This window comes from Nocardioides aequoreus, from assembly GCF_000720335.1.
GTDB classification, from domain to species: domain Bacteria; phylum Actinomycetota; class Actinomycetes; order Propionibacteriales; family Nocardioidaceae; genus Marmoricola; species Marmoricola aequoreus.
Genome location: NZ_JOJN01000010.1, coordinates 82,292 through 103,931, shown reverse-complemented (window position 1 = coordinate 103,931; position 21,640 = coordinate 82,292). Strand labels below are relative to the sequence as shown.

The following is a 21,640-nucleotide window of genomic DNA, read 5'->3' as shown; positions in this document are numbered from 1 at the left end:
CCAGACGGTGGGTTGGTGTGGTAACCCCCCTCCGTACTGGAGGTCCTCGCTATCCGTCTACCGTCCCGCGTTCACAACCTCTGTGGGAACTACAGCTAGCCGACGCGCTGCTGGAAGGCCCGGCGGTAGGACTGGGGGCTCACCCCGCGGGAGCGCTGGAACTGGTGGCGCAGCGTCGCGGCGCCCGTCATCCCCACGGCGTGGGCGACCTGCTCGACCGAGAGGTCGCTGGTCTCCAGCAGCCGCTCGGCCTCGCGCAGCCGCTGGGAGGTCACCCAGGCGTGCGGCGTCGTGCCGGTCTCCTCGCGGAAGCGCCGCGCGAAGGTGCGCGGCGAGAGGTGGGCCTGCTGCGCCAGCGCCTCGACGCCGAGGTCGTCGGCCAGGTGCTCGGACGCCCAGGCCAGCAGCGGGGCGAGCGTGTCGGCCTCGCAGTCGACGACCGGGCGCGCGACGTACTGGGCCTGGCCGCCCTCGCGCTGGGGCGGCACCACCATCCGCCGCGCCACGGCCGCCGCCACCGCGGCGCCGTACTCCTGGCGCCAGACGTGCAGGCAGGCGTCGAGGCCGGCCGCGGTGCCGGCGCTGGTGACGACCTGGTCGGCGTCGACGTAGAGCACCTCGGGCACCACCTGGGCCAGGGGGAAGCGCTCGGAGAGCTGGCGGGTGTGCCTCCAGTGCGTGGTGCAGGCGACGCCGTCGAGCAGCCCGGCCTGCCCGAGCACGAAGGCCCCGGAGCAGACGGTGAGGATCCGCGCCCCCCGGGCGTGGGCGGCGCGCACGGTCGCCACGACCTCCTCGGTGATGCTGCCGACGCCGTCGATGGTGCCGTCGACCGCGGGGACCGCGACCAGGTCGGCCTCCGCCACCCGGTCGAGCCCGTGGTCGGCGGTCAGCGAGAAGCCGCCCGAGGTGCGCACGCGGCGGTCGCCGGGGGCGCAGACGGCGAAGTCGAGGAGCGGCACGCCGTCGTCGCTGCGATCGACGCCGAAGGCCTCGCAGACGACTCCGAGCTCGAAGGGGGCGACACCGTCGAAGACGACCACGGCCACGTTGGTCAGCACCTCACCATGGTGCCACACCGATTGGCAGGAGATCGACGCAGTGTGGCAAACCTGCCACTGGTGGCAGTCGATCAACGGGCGCAGCATTACTGCCATGACCGTACTCGTGATCCTCGCCCTCGTCTCCACCGTCCTGCTGACCTACGGCGTCGTGCACGCGCTGCGCCACGACCCCCGCCGACCCGACCTGACGCCGCCGCGCAGCCACCACCACGACGCCCCGCCCGAACCCTGGTACGACCACACCACCGCGGCCTGACGCCCGGCCTCGTCGCGCGTCAGCCGGCGAGGAACCGGATCCGCACCCCGGCGCGCACCACGACCTCGCGGGGTGCCACCGGCACCGGCGCCCCGTCGTCGGCGTCCCGGGCGGCGAAGGAGGCCGGCTCGACCGCCTCCCAGTCGTCGTCCCTCGACGACGCGTCGTCGGAGAGGGACACCGCCCGCACCTCACCGAGGGCGAGCGCGTCGGCGTAGTCCTGGGCCTGACGCACCGCCGCGGCGACGGCCGCGACCCTGGCGTCACGCTCCAAGGCGGCGCGGCGCTCGGCGGTGAGGTCCCAGGTGACCTGGTCGACCTCGAACCCCTCGACCGCGGCGCTCTGGGTCAGCCAGCGCCCGAGCGCCTCGTGGTCGGAGAAGGTCGCCACGATCGTCGCTCGCGCGTGCTGGGCGGGCTTGCGGAGACGCTCGCCGTAGTCGTCGTACCGCTCGAGCCAGGTGTGCACCTGGTCCCCGGACCAGCCGACGACAGGTCCGGCGACGGGGTCGTGCTGCGCCTCCAGCGACAGGTGTCGCCCTCGGGCCGCGTCGGCGACCGCCGCCATGGCCTCGTCGGCGGCCGCCCGCCACAGGTGCACGCTCGCGCGCACGGTGCCGCGCTCGGCGGGGGCGGCCACCTCGTGCGCGCCACGGACGGTGATCTCGACGGACATGTGCGCAACCTAGCCGCCCAGCCGGTCGTCGACCGCGGCGCGACGCGACGAGGCCCGCCCCCGCAGAGCGGGGACGGGCCTCGGGTGACGCTGGTGGTGACTGCTACTGCTGGCCGCCGGTGAGCTTCTCGCGCAGCGCCTGCAGCGCCTCGTCGCTCGCGAGCGAGCCGCCCTCCTCGTCGCCGCGCTCCGCGTCGGCGTCGGAGCCGCCGCTGGAGTACGACGTCGCCTGGCCGGCCTCGATCTCGGCCTGCTTGGCCTCGGCCTGCTGCTTGCCGTGGGCCTCCCAGCGGGCGCGTGCCTGGGCGTACTCGTCCTCCCAGACGCGACGCTGCTCCTCGAAGCCCTCGAGCCACTCGCCGGTCTCGGGGTCGAAGCCCTCGGGGTAGATGTAGTTGCCCTGCTCGTCGTAGGTGGCGCTCATGCCGTAGAGCGTCGGGTCGAAGTCCTCCGCGTCGGTCGACACGGCGGTCTCGTTGGCCTGCTTCAGCGACAGCGAGATCCGGCGACGCTCGAGGTCGATGTCAATGATCTTGACCATGACGTCGTCGTTGACCTGGACGACCTGCTCGGGGATCTCGACGTGGCGCTCGGCCAGCTCGGAGATGTGCACCAGGCCCTCGATGCCCTCCTCGACCCGCACGAACGAGCCGAAGGGCACCAGCTTGGTGACCTTGCCCGGCACGATCTGGCCGATCTGGTGGGTCCGGGCGAAGTGCTGCCAGGGGTCCTCCTGCGTCGCCTTGAGCGACAGCGAGACCCGCTCGCGCTCCATGTCGACGTCGAGCACCTCGACGGTGACCTCGTCGCCCACGGTGACGACCTCGCTCGGGTGGTCGATGTGCTTCCACGAGAGCTCGGAGACGTGCACCAGGCCGTCGACGCCGCCGAGGTCGACGAACGCGCCGAAGTTGACGATCGAGGAGACGACGCCCTTGCGGATCTGACCCTTCTGCAGCTGGGTCAGGAAGCCGTGGCGGACCTCGGACTGGGTCTGCTCGAGCCAGGCACGACGCGAGAGCACGACGTTGTTGCGGTTCTTGTCGAGCTCGATGATCTTCGCCTCGAGCGTCTGGCCGACGTACGGCTGCAGGTCGCGCACGCGGCGCATCTCGACCAGCGAGGCGGGCAGGAAGCCGCGCAGGCCGATGTCGAGGATCAGGCCGCCCTTGACGACCTCGATGACGGTGCCCTCGACGACGCCGTCCTCCTCCTTGACCTGCTCGATCGTGCCCCAGGCGCGCTCGTACTGGGCGCGCTTCTTGGACAGGATCAGCCGACCCTCCTTGTCCTCCTTCTGGAGGACGAGCGCCTCGACCTTGTCGCCGACGGCGACGACCTCGTTGGGGTCGACGTCGTGCTTGATCGACAGCTCGCGCGAGGGGATGACGCCCTCGGTCTTGTAGCCGATGTCGAGGAGGACCTCGTCGCGGTCGACCTTGACGATCGTGCCGTCGACGATGTCGCCGTCGTTGAAGTACTTGATGGTCAGGTCGACAGCGGCGAGGAAGTCTGCCTCGGAGCCGATGTCGTTGACCGCGACCTGCGGAGCGGAGTCGTAGGAGAGGGTGCTCGTCATGGAGTGGATAGAACCTTCGGATGGGTGGAGTCGTGCGGGCACGCGCCAAGGCCGGTTTCACCATCACGAGACGACCACGGGCCGATGACGACCTGAGCCACGAGCAACAGCGAGCGAGAGCCTGCTCGGTACGAGACGCACGCAGACCTCTGGCGCAGTCTGCGAGTCTACGCGCCCCTGCCCGGCGCGGTCCAACCCAGGAGCCGCTCCCGCGCCAGGCGCACCGGCGGCGTGTCCTCGCGGCGGGCGGCGAGCTCCACCAGCGAGGCCAGGTCGGACGCCCGGGCACGCTCCCGGACGTCGTCGGGCACGCCCGGCACCAGCGCGGCGTACGCCGCCAGCACGGCGTCGGCGAGCACCTCGCCCCGCTCGCCGTCCGGCACGTGGCGCAGCAGGTTGCCGAGGTCCTCCCAGGGGCCGCCGGCGTGCGCGAACTCCCAGTCGAGCACCGCGGTGACCTCGAGCGTGGCGGGGTCGACGAGCACGTTCTTCGGGTTCAGGTCGCCGTGCACCAGCACCCGGCGTCGGTCCTCGGCCAGCAGGTCCTGCGCGGCCTCCGCCGCCTCCCGGAGCCCCGGGACGAGCGCGGCCGGAAGCCGCTCGAGGTGCCCGGCGACCCACTCCCCGAGCTGGGGGAGGTCCTCCTCCACGACCAGGTCTGGCGTCGCGAAGAGACCGGCGCGCACCTGGAGCACGAGCCCCAGCCGCCCCAGCAGGGTGCCGAGCGCGCTGCCCACCGCGTGCAGACCCGACTCGTCGAGGCCGGGGAGCAGCAGGTCGAGCCGCTCCCCCGGCTCCAGGCTGCACACGAGCAGACCGGGCACGTCCCGCTCCGGGTCGCCGGGTCGCACCTCCAGCACCCGCGGCACCGGCACGACCGGGGCGACGAGGTGCAGCACCGCGGCGTCGACCTCCGGTGCCCGTGGTCCGCGCCGGAGTGACCGCCCGCCGTAGATGCGGACGACGCTGCGCTCCTCGCCGGCGTGCGCGAGGAAGGTCTCGCCGCTCCAGCCGCCGTCGAGCGGCTCCAGTCCGGCGGCGAGGTCCACCCCACCACCCTGCCACTAGGGTCACCGGGGTGAGCGGGGTCAGTCCGGAGCGCCGTCCCGTCTCGGAGCAGGAGTCGGTGCGTGCCAACGCCGCCGACTGGGACGCCTACGCCGACGAGTACCAGTCGACCCACGGCGCGTTCCTCGGTGACGCGGGCTTCCTCTGGGGCCCGGAGGGCGAGCGCGAGGACGAGGTCGGGGCGCTCGGTGACGTCGCCGGCCGCGACGTGCTCGAGATCGGCTCCGGCGCGGGCCAGTGCTCGCGCTGGGTGCTGCAGCGCGGCGGCCGGCCGGTGGCCATCGACGTGTCGCGGCGACAGCTGCAGCACCACCGTCGCATCGATGCCGAGCTCGGCGTGCACGTGCCCGCGGTGCTCGCCTCGGGCGCGGCGCTGCCCTTCCGCGACCGCGCCTTCGACGTCGTCTTCTCCGCCTTCGGGGCGCTGCAGTTCCTCGCCGACGCGCCCGCGCTGGTCGCCGACGTGGCGCGGGTGCTGCGACCGGGTGGGCGCTTCGCCTTCTCGGTGACCCACCCGACGCGGTGGTGCTTCCCCGACGACCCCGGCGAGGAGGGGCTGACCGCGACCCAGTCGTACTGGGACCGCACCCCCTACGTCGAGGTCGACGACGAGACCGGGGAGACCCGCTATGTCGAGCACCACCGCACCCTCGGCGACTGGGTCGGCACGTTGTCGCGCCACGGCTTCTGCCTGCTCGACCTGCTCGAGCCCGAGTGGCCCAGCGAGCACGACTACGTCTGGGGCGGCTGGAGCCGGACGCGAGGGGTCCTCACGCCCGGCACCGCGATCTTCGTGGCCGAGCTGCGCTGAGCCACCGCCCCCGGCGTACGCGGAACTGGGTTGAGGCGGGGTGAGCGGTGCCCGTTTCCCAGGTGAACCTGGGAATCTGGCTCTTCACACGCGTTGCAACGTGTGTGAGGAGCGGGTTTCCCAGGTGAACCTGGGAAACCTGTGACTCAGCCCGTCTTTCCGGCCGGCGGGTCAGACGGGCTGCGGGTCCCGGGCGTGGGTGGTGGAGCCGGTCGGCGGCTGCTGGCGGTTGGCGCGCACCAGACCGACCAGGCCGGCCAGGAGCAGCAGCACGCCGCCACCGATGCCGATGACCGGGATCCACACCGTCACCAGGCGCAGGCTGCCGATGTTGTCCTTGGCGTCGGCGACGTTGGCCGCGACCTGCTCGTCGGTGAAGGAGAGCTGCAGGTCGAAGGCCTGGGTGCCGTCCTCGAGGAAGCGCTGCTGGTCGTCGATCTGGTGGATCAGCGCGCCGGTGACCTGGTCGACCCAGATCTCCTTGCTGTCGTCGTAGGTGCCGGGGGTGCCCTCGGCGATCTCGATGGGGGCGTCGCTGACCTCGACCTTGTAGACGTTGACCTCGAGCCCGTCGACGGTCTCGGTGCGGTCGAAGTCGGCGTCGACGGCCGTGCCGGCGGTGCCGTCCCAGTAGGAGTAGGTCTTCTCCTCGGGGTCGAAGGGCCACTTGTTGACCAGGCCCTCGTGCGGCTCGGCGTCGGCGGGCAGGCCGTCGACGTCGTTGACCGCCTCGGCGGTGACGCGGTCGGTGGCGAAGACGTCGGTGCTCGCGTTGACCAGCCGCTCGTCGCTGCCGTCGACGCAGTCGCCGGGCTCGCCCTCGTCGACCACGAGGCACTGGGTGCTGGTCATGACGACGTAGGAGTCGGTCGAGGCGTCGGTGTCGGACTTGGTGATGCTGGTGGCCACCACGGGCAGGGCCTCGCCCAGCTCACCGGTGGTGGTGTCGATGCGGGCGGCCTCGCCGGACAGCCGGGTCACGCTGTCGACCTCGAGCGGGGTCTTCTTCACCACGCCCGGCGCCCACAGCAGGGCCACCAGGCCCGCCACCAGCAGAAATGCTCCGAGTCCGAGCAGTACAGGCGCGATCTTGCGCATCTTTCGTCCCTCCCACAGGCGTGCGTTCGCGGCACGGTAACCCACCGGTAACTTCCGCGCCATCTCGCGACGCCCCGGGTCCTCGCACTGGTACGTACCAGTGCTCCTCCGGGACCCACTGGCGACCCCGGGGCGGCCCCGGGACCGTGCGACACTTCCGCGCGTGCCGATCCCGGGAGAGTCTCGGAGCGCCCCGGCGACGTGGCGCGACCTCCGCGTGCCAGTGACGCTGGTGGCGCTCGCGCTCGTTGTCGTGCAGCTGCTGACCCGCGGGCTCGCGGTGGGCTCCGGCTGGTTCTACGGCGATGATCTCGAGCTCCTGACCGACGCCTCCGAGCAGCCACTCACGTGGGCCTTCCTGACGAGCCCTCACGACAGCCAGCTGATGCCCGGGGGGCTCCTGGTGTCGGCCATGGTCGAGAGCGCAGGTGTGTTGCCCTGGGGTGCCGCTGCGGCCAGCATCGTGGTGCTGCAAGCCTTCGCGAGCCTTGCCTGCTGGGCGATGCTGTCCGAGATCCTGGGAGCGCGTCGGCGCGCCCTGGTGCCGCTGGCCTTCTACCTCTTCACCCCGATGACCCTGCCCGGTCTCTCCTGGTGGGCCTCGGCCCTCAACCAGGTGCCGGTGCAGCTGGCCTTCTTCCTCGTCGTGCTGTGGCACGTGCGCTACCTGCGCTCGGGTCGGCGGCTCCACGCCGTGCTGGCGGTGGCCTCGCTGGTGCTGGGGCTCGCCTGCTACGTCAAGGCGGTGCTCATCGTGCTGCCGGTCCTCGCGCTGAGCCTGCTGTGGTGGTCGCCCGTCGAGACGCCCGACGGCAGCTGGACGCGTCGGTCCGGGAGACACCTGCGCAGGCACCTCGGCCTGTGGGCGGCGTACGCGGCGGCGGTCGTCGCCTACGTCGCCTACTACATCGCAGCCGTCCCCAACCCGATCGACACCGGTGAGACCACCCCGTACCTGAGCCTGGCCGACACCGTCCTCCGACGAGCGCTCGGGCCGGCGCTGCTCGGCGGGCCCTGGACGTGGGACGACCGGAACCCCCCGCTGGCGACGGTGGCGACGTCCTCCGCTCTCGCGACCCTGTCGTGCGTGGGCGTCGTCGTCCTGCTGGGCTGGCTGTGGCGTCGCACCGAGGCCGGGATCGCTCCCCTGCTCGTCGCACTTCCCTACCTCGCGGTGTCGATCGTGCTCGTGGCCCGGGGTCGAGCCAGCCTGATCGGCTCCGACTCCGGGCTGGAGCTGCGCTACCTCGCCGACCTCGCGCCGGTGCTCACGCTGGCGCTGGCGCTGGTGCTCCGTGGTCCGGGAACTCTCGCCGAGCCGCCCGCCGCTGGGCCCAGGCTGCCGCGGCGCGAGCGAGTCATCGTCGCAGCGGTGCTGCTCGCCGTCGTGGGTGGCGCCGTCGTCTCCAGCGTCCGCTACACCGAGCACTGGCACGAGTTCCCGACGCGGACCTTCGTGCAGCGAGTGGCCGCGGAGAGCCAGGAACGGCGGCTCCGGGTCCTCGACGAGCCCGTGCCGGCCGAGGTGGTGCCCGGCACGAGCTTCCCGGACAACCTGCCCGGAAGACTCTTCGCCACGCTGGACACCGACCGTGTCGAGGCGTTCGAGGCCGGCACCGACCTGGAGCTGCTTGCTGACGACGGCGCGCCCTCGGCCGTCGCCGTCGAAGGGGCCACCTCGACCGGGCGACCCGCCGACGACTGCGGCTTCCTGGTGCGTGACGAGCCGGTGGTCGTACCGATGACCGGTGAGCCAGGAGAGTTCTTCTGGTGGTTGGAGATCGCCTACCTGGCCGGGGAGGATGGCGCGATGACCATCACCGTCGGCGGCCTCGACCTCGAGGGTGAGGTGCGCCAGGGGCTGCACCGCTACTTCGTGCGCGGCGAAGGCCGGGTCGACGAGGTCACGCTGCGCACCGACTCCCCCGCCACCGTGCTGTGCGTCGACAGGGTCAGCGCGGGGTCTGTCGAGCCGGTTCCCGTCTCGTGAACCGGCTGCCCGCGCTCGACACCCTGCGCGCCGTGGGTGCGCTTGCCGTGCTGACCACCCACGCGGCGTTCTGGGCCGGGGCCTACACCGGTCACGGCCTGTGGGGCACGGTGCTGGCGCGGCTCGACGTGGGCGTCGCGATCTTCTTCGCCCTCTCGGGCTTCCTGCTGGCCCGGCCGTGGCTGGCCGCGGCGCAGGAGGGACGGCCGTCGCCGCGGGCCGGGCGCTACCTGTGGCACCGCTTCCTGCGGATCATGCCGCTGTACGCCGTCACGGTGGTGCTCGCGCTGAGCCTGATCAGCGCCAACGCCGACCGCGACGCCGGCGACTGGGTGGTGACGCTGCTGCTGCTCGACACCTTCGTGCACCCGTCGCTGCCCGACGGGCTCACCCAGATGTGGAGCCTGGCGGTCGAGGTCACCTTCTACCTGGTGCTCCCCCTGCTCATGGTGGCGGTCGTCGGCCGGCCGGGCCGGCCGCGCCTGGGGCGGGTGCGACTGGCCGGCGTGCTGGCGGCGATGGTCGTGCTCGGTGCGGTCTGGCACGTCGTCGCGGTGCCCCGCCTCGAGGGCGTCGTCGGCGGGCAGCCGGCGCAGTGGCTCCCGGGCTACCTGAGCTGGTTCGCGGTCGGCATCGGCATCGCCGCCGCCAGCGTGCGCCACGACCACGGCAGCACCTCGCGGACCGTGTCGACGCTCGTCACGCTGGGCCGGCAGCCGGGAGCCTGCTGGGTCGCGGCGCTGGGCCTGCTGCTCCTGACCGCCACCCCGCTCGCCGGGCCGACGATGCTGGCCGCCCCCACCACCGGGGAGGCGGTCTTCAAGCACCTCGTGTACGCCGGCGTCGGCGCGCTGCTGCTGCTGCCCGCCGTCTTCGCCGGCCCTGGCGGCTTCCGCACGGTCTTCGAGGCCCGGCCGCTGCGACGCCTCGGGCAGATCTCCTACGGCGTCTTCTGCCTGCACCTGCCGCTGCTCCACCTCGTGATGTGGACGACCGGGTGGGAGCTCTTCGACGGTCGGCTCGCGCAGATCTGGCTGCTGACCGTCGTCGCCAGCCTGGTCGCCGCCGAGCTGGGCTACCGGCTCGTGGAGCTGCCCGCCATGCGCTGGCGCGGCCTGGGCTCGTCACGGTCGTCGAGCAGCGCCAGCGCGAGCGCCGCCAGGACCGGCAGCAGCGCGAGCAGCTGAGGCCAGGCGAGGTCGCCCGCCCAGCCCGACGGGTCGCCCCAGGGGCGGGCCAGGTAGGCCACGGAGGTCACGAGCACCAGCCCCGCAGGCGCCACCCGGCCCAGCGCACCGACACGGCGGCGTCCGAGCACCAGGCCACCCACGACGACGGCCACCAGCACGCCCGGGAGGCCGGCCAGCAGCGCACCGCCGAGCAGCGCGGCCACCCCTCCCCACCACGACGAGGGACGCCCCCCGGCCAGCGGCGGCGGCTGGCCGGCGGCGGCCTCGCGGCCACGACGCCACGTCGTCGTCGCGACGAGCGCCACCAGGCCGAGCAGGGCGACCGCGCCCACCAGCAGGCCGGCGCGGTAGACGCCCTGCGGGGCGAAGCGCGGCGCGAGCGGCGCCGCCGAGCCGACCTCCCAGCCCTGCCGCCACCCGTCGACGACCTGTGACCTGGCGCCGGCGACTCCCGACGTCCACCCCGGGTTGGAGTTGTGGCGCAACGCCCGGAGGCCGGCGTCGGGCTCCGCGGACTCACCGGCCGCGGGGAGGGCGTCGGCGCCGCCGCGGGTCAGCACGAGCGACTCCAGCTCGAAGGCCGCCGAGGGCCGTGACGCGACGTCGACGATCCCCGGGCCGAGGTCGAGCCGGGTGCGGGTGCTCCCCTCGGCGTCGCAGAGCCGGGCCGGCAGGCTGTCGCCGGCGACCAGCTGCGCGTCGGAGGCGACGAGCGCGGTGCGCAGGCGCTCGCCCGCGACGTCGACGTCGGGGCCGGTGCCGCACGGACGCGCGACGGCGCGCGTCGAGGGTGGCTGCGGGAGGAGGTCGGCCCCCCTGAGGTCGAGCTCGGCGACACCCGCGGGGAGCTCGCTGCCCGCGGCGGCGAAGTCGAGGTCGACGGCCTGCTCGACGCCGGTCACCTCCACGCGGAGCTGGTCGGTCCGGATCGCCGGGAAGCGCGCCCGGCCCTGCTCCAGCGTCACCTCGCGCGACCCCTGGGGCCACACCAGCCGGAGCGAGGTGGGTCGCGCCACCGGGCTGCTGTCGGGCACCTGCAGCGAGACCCCGGTCAGCCGCTGGGGCTCCAGCCACGCGAGCGAGAGCGCGGGTGCGGGGTCGTCGGCGTCGGCGACCCACGCCGTGCCCGGGTCGCCGTCGACAGCGGCGAGCGCGGAGCCGCGGACGTCGGGCACCCCCGCGCTCGACGAGCTCACCCCGAGCAGCCGCGACTCCGCGAGCAGCTCGGCCAGGCCCGGGCCGGGGCGCGGGCGCACCCGCAGGTCCGCGGCGTACGACGCGCCCTCAGCGACCACGAAGCGTCGCGCCATCCCGGCCGCCTCCTCGCTGTGACGGATCGCGGCCGCGGTGCAGGGCACCGCGTCCCCGACCTCGGTGCAACCGGCGCGGGGGTCGAGGTCGGCCCGCAGCACCACGGCGTCGGGCGCGCCCCACGAGCGCGGGAGCCGGGGCAGGTCGAGCCGACGCTGCACCTCCACCCCGGGCACCTCGACCTCGGCCAGGGCGAGCGGGACGCGGCCCGACCCCACCTGCACCACCTCGAGGGCAGCCGTGGCCGGGGCGTCGACCTCGACCGTGACCTGCTCCCCCGGCCCGAGCGCCACCGGGTCGCTGCGCCAGCGGGCCGTGACGACCCGCACCTCCTGGGAGTCCGCCGCCGCGTCGCCACCGGTGAGCGTCACCTGGCCCACGTCGCGCACCCTGCTCAGCCCGAGCCGCCAGAGGTCCGGACCCGGGTCGGCGGGATCCGCGCTCCACTGGGTGGCGGGGTCGCCGTCGACCGCGGCGTACGGCAGCCGACCCCGGTCGCTGCCCGTGGTGGCGGTGGCGTCGGACGCCGAGGAGCTGGCACCCACCTCGGCAGCGCCGAGCAGCGTCGCCGTGGTCTGCCACGCGGCCCGGCCTGGCGCCAGGTAGTCCGAGCGCGGGTTGCCGGTACGCCGCTCGTCGCCCGCCGTCGTGACGGGGGCGTAGCCGTCGTGCACGCGGGCGAAGTTGCGCTCTCGCTCGCGCAGGCCGTCGGTCAGCACGACCGGGGCGTCGCGCAGGGCGCCGGTCAGCTCGCCGTCGGGCACGTCAGGCGACAGCACCGTCGCCGCGTCGCCGATCACGCCGAGGTCCTCGAGGTCGAGCAGGTCCTCCGGACCGCCCGCGACCACGGTCGGGCGAGCGGTGGTGGTCTGCGCGGGGCGTGGCAGCGAGACCTCCCAGACCTCCACCGCCGGCTGGGTCCGCTGCCGGGCGCCGTTGACCACGACCCGGGTGTCCCCGTCGTACAGGAAGGGCTCTCCCCCCACGTCGGGGCCGAAGCCGCGCACCGGCGCCAGCCCGGGCGAGCCCGCCAGCGCCTGTCGCACCACTGCGGGGTCCGGCACGTCGCTGGTGGGCTGCAGGTCACCCCGGACGACGAGCCACCGCACCCCGGCCCGACGCAGCGACTGCGTCAGCGCGCGGGAGCCCTCGCCCTCCGCGAAGGCCCGCTCGATGCGGTCGAGCAGCCGGATGTTGCCGGGGGGCGTCAGCGGGATCTGGTTGCGCACCGCCCAGCTCGACCGCGCCAGCGCCTGCATCGGCTCGTCGTGCGGGTCGCCCCAGACGTACTCCCCGAAGGGCGACCCCGGCACCAGCAGGGCGGTGCCCGGCGCGGCGTTGCGCTCCAGCCAGCCGGCGGTCTCGCGCCAGTAGTCGGGCACGTCGAGGAAGGCGCCCGACGGCGCCAGCCGGGTCAGCAGCGCCGGCGAGGCTGCCACGGTGACCGCGACCAGCACGACGCCGACCGCGACGCCACGGTCGAGGCGACCCAGGCCACGCACCCGCGCCCGGAGCAGCCGCTCGAGCGTCCACGCCAGCCCGACCACCAGGGGCAGGCGGACGACCGGGTCGAACTTGTGCACGTTGCGCAGCGGAGCGAGCGCGCCGTCGAGCGCCTCGGCCAACCCACCGGCGAGGAGCCCCTGGACGGCGCCCTGGTGACCGGCGGTGACCATGAGCAGCCCGACGAGCAGCGAGAGCGAGAGGAACCAGCGGTGCGGCTGCCGGCGGTCGAGCAGGCCGACGAGGCCGCCGGCGACGAGGACGGCGCCCATCACGGCCAGGTAGCCCTGCGTCACCAGGTCGTTGCCCGCCCGCGAGCCCGTGCTGACGTAGGGCACCCAGTTGGACGTGCCGCGCAGGGCGTCGAAGAGCGTCGTCGGGTAGGTCGTGATCGACGCGCTCTCGATGAAGTCCAGGAAGGGCGGGCTGTAGGCGCCCAGGGTGAAGAGCGGCACCAGCCACCACAGCGTGCCGAGCAGGGTGAGGGCGGGCCACCACAGCATCAGGGCCCGGCGGCGCGGGCCGCGCTCGCGGGTGAGCAGCCAGACCGCGCCGAGCGGGACCACCGCGAAGGTCGCGGCGGCGTTGACGCCGCCCACCATGGCGATCGCCAGCGCCGAGAGGGCGGCGTACCTCCGGGGGGAGCCGCGCTCGGCGCCGAGGACGAGCGGCAGCAGCACCCAGGGGGCCAGCGCGCTGGGCCACGCCTCCACCGAGATCGGCCCGAGCACGGTCAGCACCCGCGGTGACAGCGTGTAGGCGAAGGCCGCCGTGAGCACCGCGAGGTCGCTGCGGACGCCGAGGGCCCGGACCACCTTGGCCGTGCCGACGAAGGCGGTGCACAGCAGCAGCGCCCACCAGAGCCGCTGCACCACCCAGCCGGGGAGGTCGAGCAGCGCCCCGAGCCAGAAGAAGGGGCCCATCGGCCACAGGTAGCCGTAGGCCTGGTTCTGCAGCTGGCCGAAGGCGCTGGCGGGGTCCCAGAGGTCGGTGGCGCGGGCCAGGAAGCGACCGGGGTCGAGCACCAGGTCGAGCTTGGTGTCGGCGAGGACCAGGCCCGGGTCCTGCACGAAGGCCACCGCCGTGAGCAGCACGCAGCAGGCGAGCAGCCGCACGCGGATGGTGCTCGCGGTGGCTGCCCGGTCGGCGGGGACGGGGGGGCTCAGCGCTTCCGGAGCACGATGACGAGGTTCCACGTCACCACCTCCCGGAGCAGGGGCACGCGCAGCAGCCACCAGGTCCAGCGAGGGTTGTAGCGCGGCAGCAGCGCGACGACGTCGGCCTGCTGCTGGGCGCGGGCCCAGCGCAGGCCCTCGCCGACGGTGACCGCGAAGAGCGACTCGCCGTACCTGTTCTTGGGCTCCCGCCCGTGCCGGCGGCGGTAGCGGCGACGCGCCCGCAGCCCGCCCAGGTAGTGCCAGGGGGCGGTCTCGTGCCCGCCCCAGGGGCCGTACCAGACCGTCCAGCTGAGGAAGACCGTGCCGCCGGGCCGGGTGACCCGCACCATCTCCTCGGCCATCCGCCAGGGGTCGGGCACGTGCTCGAGCACGTTGCTGGAGTAGCAGACGTCGACGGCGTCGTCGCGGAAGGGCAGCTCCATGCCGCTGCCGACCACCGTGCCGCGGGCGATCTCGCCGAGGCCCGCCAGCTCACCCGCGTCGGCGTCGAGGGCGAGGTACGAAGCCCCGCGGGCCTCGAAGGCGGCGCGGAAGTAGCCGGGGCCACCGCCGACGTCGAGCATCAGCCGACCGTCGAGGTCGACGAAGTGGGCGAGCTGGGCGGCGGAGTCGGCGGCGAGCGCGCCGTAGAAGCGGTCGGGGTCGGGCTGCTCGTAGCGGAAGTCGCGCAGCAGCCGCACGGAGCGACGCAGCGTCGGGCGCCAGGAGGTCACGCCTCAGGGTCCTCGACAGGATCCTGGGCGGCGACCCGGCGACCCGCGAGCACCTCGCGCAGCACCACGGCGAAGGACTCCTGGGCGTGAGCCCAGGTGAAGGTGTGGCTGACCCGGACGGCGCCGTCGGCGAGCTTGGCGCGTCGCTCGTCGTCGTCGAGCAGGGCCGCCACCGCGGCCCGGAAGGCGGGCTCGGAGTCGACCAGGAGCCCGGAGACGTCGTGCTCGATCGACTCGCGGGTGCCCCCGGCGTCGGCGTAGGCGACGGTCGGGGTGCCGTGCATGCCGGCCTCGCCGACGACCAGGCCCCAGCCCTCCTTGAGGGAGGGCAGCAGCTGCAGCCACGCCTCGGCGTAGACGTCGTGCTTGCGCTGCTCGTCGACCTGGCCCTCGAAGACCACCACCTCGCCGGCCGGGTCGGCCGCCGCGGCGTGGGCCCGCAGCTCCTGCTCCCACCAGCCGCTGCCGACCACCCGCAGCTGCAGACCGGGGTGGGTGGCGCGCAGGGCGACGGCCGCGTCGATCGCGTGCTCGACCTGCTTGTGCGGCACCAGCCGCCCGACGGTGGTGAGCAGCGGGGTGGCCGAGCGGCGCTGCGCGGTCGGCAGCGCCGGGTCGGTGCCGTTGTGCACCACGGCGACCCGGTCGCCCGTGACGCCCAGGTCGCGCAGCTCGCCCCGGGTGGCCCGCGAGACCGCGACGTACTGCTCGCGACGGTAGAGCCACGGCGCCAGCCGCCGCTCGACCCACCAGCCGATGCGTCCGGTCACGCCCGGGTAGACCACCGGCCACTGCTCGCGGTGCACGTGGTGGACCAGGACGACGACGGGCGCGCGGGTCGCCAGCCGCGAGAAGAAGGGCAGGCCGTTCTGGACGTCGACGACGAGGTCGGGTCGGCCCAGGTCGCCGCGCCGCAGGGCGCGCAGGGCCTGGAGGTAGACCGAGAGCTTGCCGCCGCGACGGACGAAGTGGATGCCGTCGACGACCTCTTCGGTGGGGGCCGCCGCGTGCGCGGCGCAGAAGACGGTGACCTTCGCCCCCCGGGCGACCAGGCCGGCGGCCATCTGCTCGAGGTAGCGCTCGGCGCCGCCGCCCTCGGGGTTGCGGGTGTCACGCCAGCTCAGGAAGACGATCTCGGCGCCGGCGAGGGTGTCGCCGCCGGCCGAGTGGTCGGCTGGCACGGGTGAGTCGTGCATGGTGCTCGCAGGACGCGGGAGGGCAGGGCCCTCCATACGTCAGTTGGAGCCGTAGTCGATGACGACCGGCTGGTTGGCGTTGGTCGGCGACTGCGACGGTGCGCTCGTCTGCGAGCTGACCAGGCCGACCACGCCCACGGCGGCGATGGCGCTCCCGGCGATGAGACTGGCGATGGTGGTGAGAATCGACGTGGTCGTCACTGGTGTCCCTCCCTGAGATCCGGGGGAACGTTACCACCGAGTACGCACGGCACCGGAATCTCGCGACCGGTGGTCCTCAGCCGGGTGCCAGTGGTCTAGCTCTCCGCCGCAGGGCCAGCCCCGTCGCCACGAGCGGGGCGCCCACGAAGCCGGCCCAGGCCACCGCCATCACGGCGCGCCAGGTCCGCGGCACCGCGACCGGCGCGACGTCCGCCAGGCCCTGCACCACGAGCTCGGTGCCGCGGTGCCAGGGCTCCCCTGCGACGGCCACGGATGCCCCCGCACCGAGCTCGAGCACGACCGCGCCGACCCCGAGCGCCGCGAGGTCCTCGGCGCGCGAGCGCGGGTTGCCACCGGCGAGCACCTCGCGCACCTGCGCGGCGCGGGGGTCCTCGCCGGGCAGCAATCGACCCGAGACGGCGAGGGTGTCGTCCTGCACCACGTCGACGCCGAGGTAGCGACCGGTCGGGTCGAGCACCTTGCGGCCGCCGTTCCACGCCGGTGCCCGGTAGCTGCTGAAGGGCAGGAGCACCGTGTCGCCCTCGGGTCGCTGCTGCTGCACGGCCGCGCGGGCCGCGGCGTGGTCGGCCGGGTAGTCGACCGCGCGCAGCGCGCCGCCGGCGCCCCACGCGACGCCCGGCAGCAGCGCCAGGGGCAGCGCGAGCAGCCCCAGGGCCGCGCCGACCCGCGCGGGCTCGGGGACCCGCTCGAGCAGCCGTCCGGCACCGGCACCGAGCGCCAGGCACAGCAGGGGGGCGCAGAGCACCAGCAGCCGCGCCCCATCGCGCAGCACCCCGCCACCCGGGACCACCGCGGCCACCGCGCCGACCGCGCCGGGCGCCAGCCAGGTGAGGCACGCGCCGAGCCAGCCGACGGTCCAGCACGCCACCAGGCCCCACCAGGTGCGCTCCCCCAGCTGGGCGCGCAGCCGCCCGACGCCCGCGGCCGCGAGCGGCACCAGCACCACCGCGGCCAGCCAGCCGAGCGCGCCGCTGCGGGAGGCCGGCACCACCTCGGCGTTCCAGATCCCGCCGAGCGTCAGCGCCGCGAGGGGCGCGGGCACCGAGCCCTCGGCGTGCAGCCCGAAGCGGGCCGCGGCCGACGCCGTCGAGGTCGCGCTGCCGGCGTGCAGCAGCCCCGCCGCCAGCCACGGCAGGTTGGCCAGGAGCAGCAGCGCACCGAGCTGTGCCCAGCGGCGTACCTCCCGGCGCGCGGTGAGCACGACGAGGAGCAGCCCCGTGACCAGTCCCGTGCTGGCGCTGAGGCTGCCGAGCGGGACGAGCCACCACAGCGCGACCGGCACCGCGGCCGAGCGCTGCCACCGGCGCGCCGCCAGCACCACCCACGGCGCGACGGCGTACCCGAGCAGCAGTGGCCAGTGGCCGATCACCAGGCGCTCCACGACCAGCGGGTTCCACACGTACGCCGCCCCGGCCACCAGACGCGGCACGACGGCGTCGGGCGGGAGCAGCCGCACCACCCCCAGGGCGCCGCCGACCACGGCGCCGAGCAGCACCGCCTTCTGCAGCACCACCGCGGGCACCAGCTCGTCGAGCACCGCGACCACGGCGTCGGAGGGCACCGCCCGCGGGAGGCCGCTGCCGAGCCCGAGGGCGTCACGGGTCAGCGCGAGGTCCGGCACCCAGACCATGTCGTAGCTGAGCACGTAGCCCGGCGCCAGCGCGGGACCGAGCAGGAGCAGCCCGAGGAGGCAGACCCACGCGGTCTCCAGCCGCCCCGGCCGGGCGACCTGTGCCCGCACGCGCCGTCTCACGGGGACATGGTGCCCCCGTACCCTCGCCTCCGTGGAGCAGCGCACGCCGTGGCACCGGTCCGGCGCCGTTATGGCGGTCGCGATGGCGGTGATGAACGTCGCCACCTACGGCTACACCATGGTGGCGGCGCGGCTGCTCGGACCGGGCAGCTACAGCGCCTTCGCCGCTGTCATGGGGCTGCTGCTGGTGCTCAGCGTGCTGCAGCTCGGTCTGCAGACCACCGGAGCGCGCCGCGTCGCCTCGCACCCGGAGGCGGTGGCCGAGGTGGAGCGCCGGCTGCTGCGGGTCTCGCTCGCGGTCTCCGCCGGGCTCGCCGCAGCGTGCTTGGCGCTGGCGCCGGCGATCAACGCGCTGCTCAACCTCGACAGCCTCGCCACCGCGCTGCTCGTGGGCCTCACGGCCTTCCCGATGACCCTGATGGGCGCGCAGGCGGGCGTGCTGCAGGGCGAGCGGCGCTGGCTCGCCCTGGCCGCGCTCTACGCCACCGCCGGGGTCTCCCGGCTCGTGGTGGGCACCGGGCTGCTGCTGTGGCGGCCCGAGGAGCAGGTGGCGGTCGCCGCGGTGCTGGTGACCTTCTTCGCCCCCGTCGCGATCGGCTGGTGGGCGCTGCGCCGCTCGGCTCCCGGTCGCGTCGAGGTGACCACCGACGACGACCACAGCGCGCGCAGCATCCTGCGCGAGATCGGGCGCAACTCGCACGCGCTGCTGGCCTTCCTGGCCCTCTCCAACGCCGACGTCATCGTGGCGCGCGACGTGCTCGACGCCCACGACGCCGGGCTGTACGCCGGGGGGCTGATCCTGGTCAAGGCGGTGCTCTTCCTGCCGCAGTTCGTGGTGATCGTCGCGTTCCCCTCGATGTCCGACACCGACGTGCGCCGCCGCGCCCTGACCCAGAGCCTGTGGCTGGTCCTGGTGCTGGGCGGGCTCGCCGTGGTGGCCGCGTGGGTGCTCAGCGGGCTCGCACTCGTCTTCGTCGGCGGCCCGCAGTACGCCGAGATCCAGGACCAGCTGTGGCTCTTCGCGATCCTCGGCACGGTGCTCTCGCTGCTGCAGCTCGTCGTCTACAGCGTCGTGGCCCGGCAGGCGCGCCGGTCGGTCTACGCCCTGTGGGCCGGACTGCTGGCGCTGGTCGTGCTCAGCCGCAGCGCCGACGGCGTGACCACGCTGCTGCTCAGCGTGCTGGCCGTCGACGCCGGGGTGCTGGCGCTGCTGCTGCTCACCAGCCTGCAGCGCCTCGGTCCGGCCTCGAGGAGCGCCTCGGGCGCCGGCGACCCGCCAGCGGGCGGCGGTCCGGGGACCGGGTCAGTGGGCGGCGTCGTGCCAGGAAGCCCCGGTGCCGACGGAGACGTCGAGCGGCACGGTGAGCTCGGCCGCTGAGGCCATCTCGGCGCGCACCAGCGCCTCGAGCGCCTCGCGCTCCCCCGTCGCCACCTCCAGCACGAGCTCGTCGTGCACCTGGAGCAGCATCCGGGAGGCGAGCTGCTGCTCGCGCAGCGCCGCGTCGACCCGGAGCATCGCGACCTTGATGATGTCGGCCGCCGAGCCCTGGATCGGGGCGTTGAGCGCCATCCGCTCGGCCATCTCGCGCCGCTGCCGGTTGTCGCTGGTGAGGTCGGGCAGGTAGCGCCGCCGTCCGAAGATGGTCTCGGTGAAGCCGGAGCGGCGAGCCTCGTCGACCACGCCGGCCAGGTAGTCGCGCACCCCGCCGAAGGTCTCGAAGTACTCGTCCATCAGCGCGCGCGCCTCGCTGGTGTCGATGCGCAGCTGCTGGGAGAGGCCGTAGGCGGAGAGGCCGTAGGCCAGCCCGTAGTTCATCGCCTTGATCTTGGCGCGCATCTCGCTGGTGACCGCCGTGGGGTCGACGTCGAAGACGCGGGCGGCGGTCACGGAGTGGAAGTCGTGGCCGGAGCGGAAGGCCTCGGTGATGCCGGCGTCCTCGGAGAGGTGCGCCATGATCCGCATCTCGATCTGGGAGTAGTCGGCCGTCATCAGCTCCTCGAAGCCGTCGCCGACCACGAAGCCCTCGCGGATGCGGCGCCCGGCCTCGGTGCGCACCGGGATGTTCTGCAGGTTGGGGTCGGTCGAGGAGAGCCTGCCGGTGGCCGCGATGGTCTGGTTGAAGGTGGTGTGGATGCGGCCGTCGCCGGCCACGGACTTCAGCAGCCCCTCGACGGTCTGGCGCAGCCGGATCTGGTCGCGGTGGCGCAGCAGGTGCTGCAGGAAGGGGTTCTCGGTCTGCGCGTAGAGGGTGGCCAGCGCGTCGGCGTCGGTGGTGTAGCCCGTCTTGGTGCGCTTGGTCTTCGGCATGCCGAGCTCGTCGAAGAGCACCACCTGCAGCTGCTTGGGCGAGCCGAGGTTGATCTCGCGCCCGATCACCTCGTAGGCGTCGGCGGCGGCCTCGCGGACGGCGTCGCCGAACTGCGACGCCAGGCCCTCGAGGAAGTCGGTGTCGACCGCGATGCCGGTGCGCTCCAGGGTCGCGAGCACGCCCACCAGGGGCAGCTCGATGTCGGCGAGCAGCCGCTCGCCGCCCCGCTCGGCCAGGTCGCCCTCGAGCACCACCGCCAGGTCGAGCACCGCCCGGGCGTGCAGCATCGCCGCCTCGGCGACCTCGTCGCCGGTCTCGAAGAGCGCGTCCTGCTCGGCGACGCCCTCCTGCTTGAGCTCGCGACGGAGGTGGCGCATGGTCAGGTCGGCCAGCGCGTAGGCACGCTGGTCGGGAGCCACCAGGTAGGCCATCAGGGCGGTGTCGGTGGCGAGACCACGCAGCTCCCAGCCGTGGGCGCCGAGCGCGAGCAGCGGGCCGTTGGCGTCGTGCACGATCTTGGGCCGCTCGGGGTCGGCCAGCCAGCCGGCCAGCGCGGCGTCGTCGTCGGGCGAGAGCGTGCTCGCGTCGACGTACGCCGCCGGACCCTCGGCCTGGGCGAAGGCCAGGCCCTCGACGCGGCCGGACCCGGCGCCCCACGCGCCGCGCACGTGCAGCCCGACCGGGTCGGTGCCGAGACCGTCGAGGTAGCCCGCCAGCTCGCCCGGGGCGATGGTGCTGCCCTCCAGCGAGAAGCCCCCCTCGGCCTCCGGCTCCTGCTCGGGGGCGAGCGTGTCGAGGATGCGCTGGCGCAGCTCGCCACGGAACTCCAGCTCGTCGAGCAGCTCGAGGGCGCCCTGGCGGTCCCACTCCCCCAGGCCGAGCCCGGAGGGCTGGACGTCGAGGGCGAGGTCGCGCACCAGCGCGTTGAGGCGCCGGTTGCGGATCACGTCGTCGAGGTGGGCGCGCAGGTTGTCGCCGGCCTTGCCCTTGACCTCGTCGGCGCGGGCCACGACGTTGTCGAGGCCGTCGTAGGTGGCGATCCACTTGGCGGCGGTCTTGGGACCGACCCCCGGGATGCCCGGGAGGTTGTCGGAGTCCTCCCCGACCAGCGCGGCGAGCTCGGGGTAGCGGTGCGGCGGGACGCCGTACTTGGCCTCGACCGCGTCGGGGGTCATGCGGGCGAGCTCGGAGACGCCCCGCATCGGGTAGAGCACCGTGGAGTCGGGGGTGACCAGCTGCAGCGAGTCGCGGTCGCCGGTGAGGATCATCACCTCGAAGCCGTCGGCCAGGCCCTGGGTGGTGAGCGTCGCGATGATGTCGTCGGCCTCGAAGCCGGCGTGCGTCAGGTGGGTGATCCGGAAGGTGTCGAGCAGCTGCTGGATGAGCGGCAGCTGGCTGCTGAACTCGTCGGGCGTCTTGTTGCGCTTGGCCTTGTACTCGGGGTACTCCTCGAGCCGGAAGGTCTGGCGCGACTTGTCGAAGGCCACCGCCATGTGGGTCGGCTGCTCGTCGCGCAGCACGTTGGTCAGCATCGAGGTGAAGCCGTAGACGGCGTTGGTGTGCTGCCCCGTCGCAGTGGTGAAGTTCTCCACCGGCAGCGCGAAGAACGCGCGGTAGGCCAGCGAGTGCCCGTCGAGGAGCAGCAGGCGCGGACGGGTCTGATCAGCAGTCTCCTCGGCCACGCAGCGACCCTAACGCGGGCTTCCGACAGCCTCCCAGGAGG

16 protein-coding genes are annotated in these 21,640 nt (G+C 74.1%); 5 read left to right on the top strand and 11 right to left on the bottom strand.

Annotation, left to right across the window (positions count from 1 at the left end; genetic code table 11):
• Positions 1–95: 95 nt before the first annotated feature.
• Positions 96–1,061, bottom strand: coding sequence for a GlxA family transcriptional regulator (locus tag IG63_RS0116840; protein WP_030485516.1), 966 nt, complete (start codon positions 1,059–1,061; stop codon positions 96–98).
• Positions 1,062–1,155: 94 nt separating this feature from the next.
• Here IG63_RS0116840 and IG63_RS22810 point away from each other — a divergent pair, with 94 nt between their 5' ends.
• Positions 1,156–1,320 (top strand): hypothetical protein, encoded by a 165-nt coding sequence (locus IG63_RS22810; protein WP_157210253.1) that lies wholly within the window; start codon positions 1,156–1,158, stop codon positions 1,318–1,320.
• A 19-nt stretch (positions 1,321–1,339) separates the two neighbouring features.
• Here the strand turns inward: IG63_RS22810 and IG63_RS21745 are convergent, their stop codons facing one another.
• The 3 genes from IG63_RS21745 to IG63_RS0116820 form a co-directional block, all read right to left on the bottom strand.
• Positions 1,340–1,996: an SIMPL domain-containing protein gene (locus IG63_RS21745; protein WP_051707043.1), complete on the bottom strand. Its 657-nt coding sequence runs from the start codon at positions 1,994–1,996 to the stop codon at positions 1,340–1,342.
• A 103-nt stretch (positions 1,997–2,099) separates the two neighbouring features.
• Positions 2,100–3,575 carry a 30S ribosomal protein S1 gene (gene rpsA / locus IG63_RS0116825; RefSeq protein WP_030485514.1) on the bottom strand — a complete coding sequence of 492 codons (1,476 nt, stop codon included), beginning with the start codon at positions 3,573–3,575 and terminating at the stop codon, positions 2,100–2,102.
• Between the two features lie 167 nt (positions 3,576–3,742).
• Positions 3,743–4,624 (bottom strand): phosphotransferase family protein, encoded by an 882-nt coding sequence (locus IG63_RS0116820; protein WP_051707042.1) that lies wholly within the window; start codon positions 4,622–4,624, stop codon positions 3,743–3,745.
• Positions 4,625–4,653: 29 nt separating this feature from the next.
• Here IG63_RS0116820 and IG63_RS0116815 point away from each other — a divergent pair, with 29 nt between their 5' ends.
• Entirely contained in the window at positions 4,654–5,454 is an 801-nt protein-coding gene (locus IG63_RS0116815) for a class I SAM-dependent methyltransferase (RefSeq protein WP_030485512.1), read from the top strand.
• A gap of 171 nt (positions 5,455–5,625) precedes the next feature.
• On the opposite strand, the gene pgfA is transcribed toward IG63_RS0116815, so the two are convergent.
• Entirely contained in the window at positions 5,626–6,552 is a 927-nt protein-coding gene (pgfA, locus tag IG63_RS0116810; RefSeq protein ID WP_169741816.1) for a cell envelope lipid trafficking protein PgfA, read from the bottom strand.
• 163 nt (positions 6,553–6,715) lie between these two features.
• On the opposite strand from pgfA, the gene IG63_RS0116805 reads away from it, so the two are divergent.
• Positions 6,716–8,542 (top strand): hypothetical protein, encoded by a 1,827-nt coding sequence (locus tag IG63_RS0116805; RefSeq protein ID WP_157210252.1) that lies wholly within the window; start codon positions 6,716–6,718, stop codon positions 8,540–8,542.
• Positions 8,539–9,729 (top strand): acyltransferase family protein, encoded by a 1,191-nt coding sequence (locus IG63_RS22285; protein ID WP_169741815.1) that lies wholly within the window; start codon positions 8,539–8,541, stop codon positions 9,727–9,729. Before IG63_RS0116805 ends, IG63_RS22285 begins: the two co-directional genes overlap by 4 nt.
• Here the strand turns inward: IG63_RS22285 and IG63_RS0116790 are convergent.
• From IG63_RS0116790 to IG63_RS0116770, 5 genes are all read right to left on the bottom strand, one after another.
• On the bottom strand, positions 9,618–13,661 hold the full coding sequence (locus tag IG63_RS0116790; protein WP_051707041.1) for an alpha-(1->3)-arabinofuranosyltransferase domain-containing protein: 4,044 nt from the start codon (positions 13,659–13,661) through the stop codon (positions 9,618–9,620). The two genes, IG63_RS22285 and IG63_RS0116790, sit on opposite strands and share 112 nt — an antisense overlap.
• A gap of 47 nt (positions 13,662–13,708) precedes the next feature.
• Positions 13,709–14,437 carry a class I SAM-dependent methyltransferase gene (locus IG63_RS0116785; RefSeq protein WP_030485506.1) on the bottom strand — a complete coding sequence of 243 codons (729 nt, stop codon included), beginning with the start codon at positions 14,435–14,437 and terminating at the stop codon, positions 13,709–13,711.
• On the bottom strand, positions 14,434–15,618 hold the full coding sequence (locus IG63_RS0116780; RefSeq protein WP_245604477.1) for a glycosyltransferase family 4 protein: 1,185 nt from the start codon (positions 15,616–15,618) through the stop codon (positions 14,434–14,436). The genes IG63_RS0116785 and IG63_RS0116780 overlap by 4 nt, the downstream gene beginning before the upstream one ends.
• Positions 15,619–15,672: 54 nt before the next feature.
• Positions 15,673–15,834 (bottom strand): DUF2613 family protein, encoded by a 162-nt coding sequence (locus tag IG63_RS22805; RefSeq protein WP_157210251.1) that lies wholly within the window; start codon positions 15,832–15,834, stop codon positions 15,673–15,675.
• Positions 15,835–15,910: 76 nt separating this feature from the next.
• On the bottom strand, positions 15,911–17,608 hold the full coding sequence (locus IG63_RS0116770) for an MmpA family trehalose lipid delivery protein (RefSeq protein WP_157210250.1): 1,698 nt from the start codon (positions 17,606–17,608) through the stop codon (positions 15,911–15,913).
• 31 nt (positions 17,609–17,639) lie between these two features.
• On the opposite strand from IG63_RS0116770, the gene IG63_RS0116765 reads away from it, so the two are divergent.
• Entirely contained in the window at positions 17,640–18,986 is a 1,347-nt protein-coding gene (locus IG63_RS0116765; protein ID WP_211249366.1) for a lipopolysaccharide biosynthesis protein, read from the top strand.
• On the opposite strand, the gene polA is transcribed toward IG63_RS0116765, so the two are convergent.
• Positions 18,912–21,599 carry a DNA polymerase I gene (gene polA / locus IG63_RS0116760; RefSeq protein WP_030485502.1) on the bottom strand — a complete coding sequence of 896 codons (2,688 nt, stop codon included), beginning with the start codon at positions 21,597–21,599 and terminating at the stop codon, positions 18,912–18,914. The genes IG63_RS0116765 and polA overlap by 75 nt on opposite strands.
• Positions 21,600–21,640: the final 41 nt, after the last annotated feature.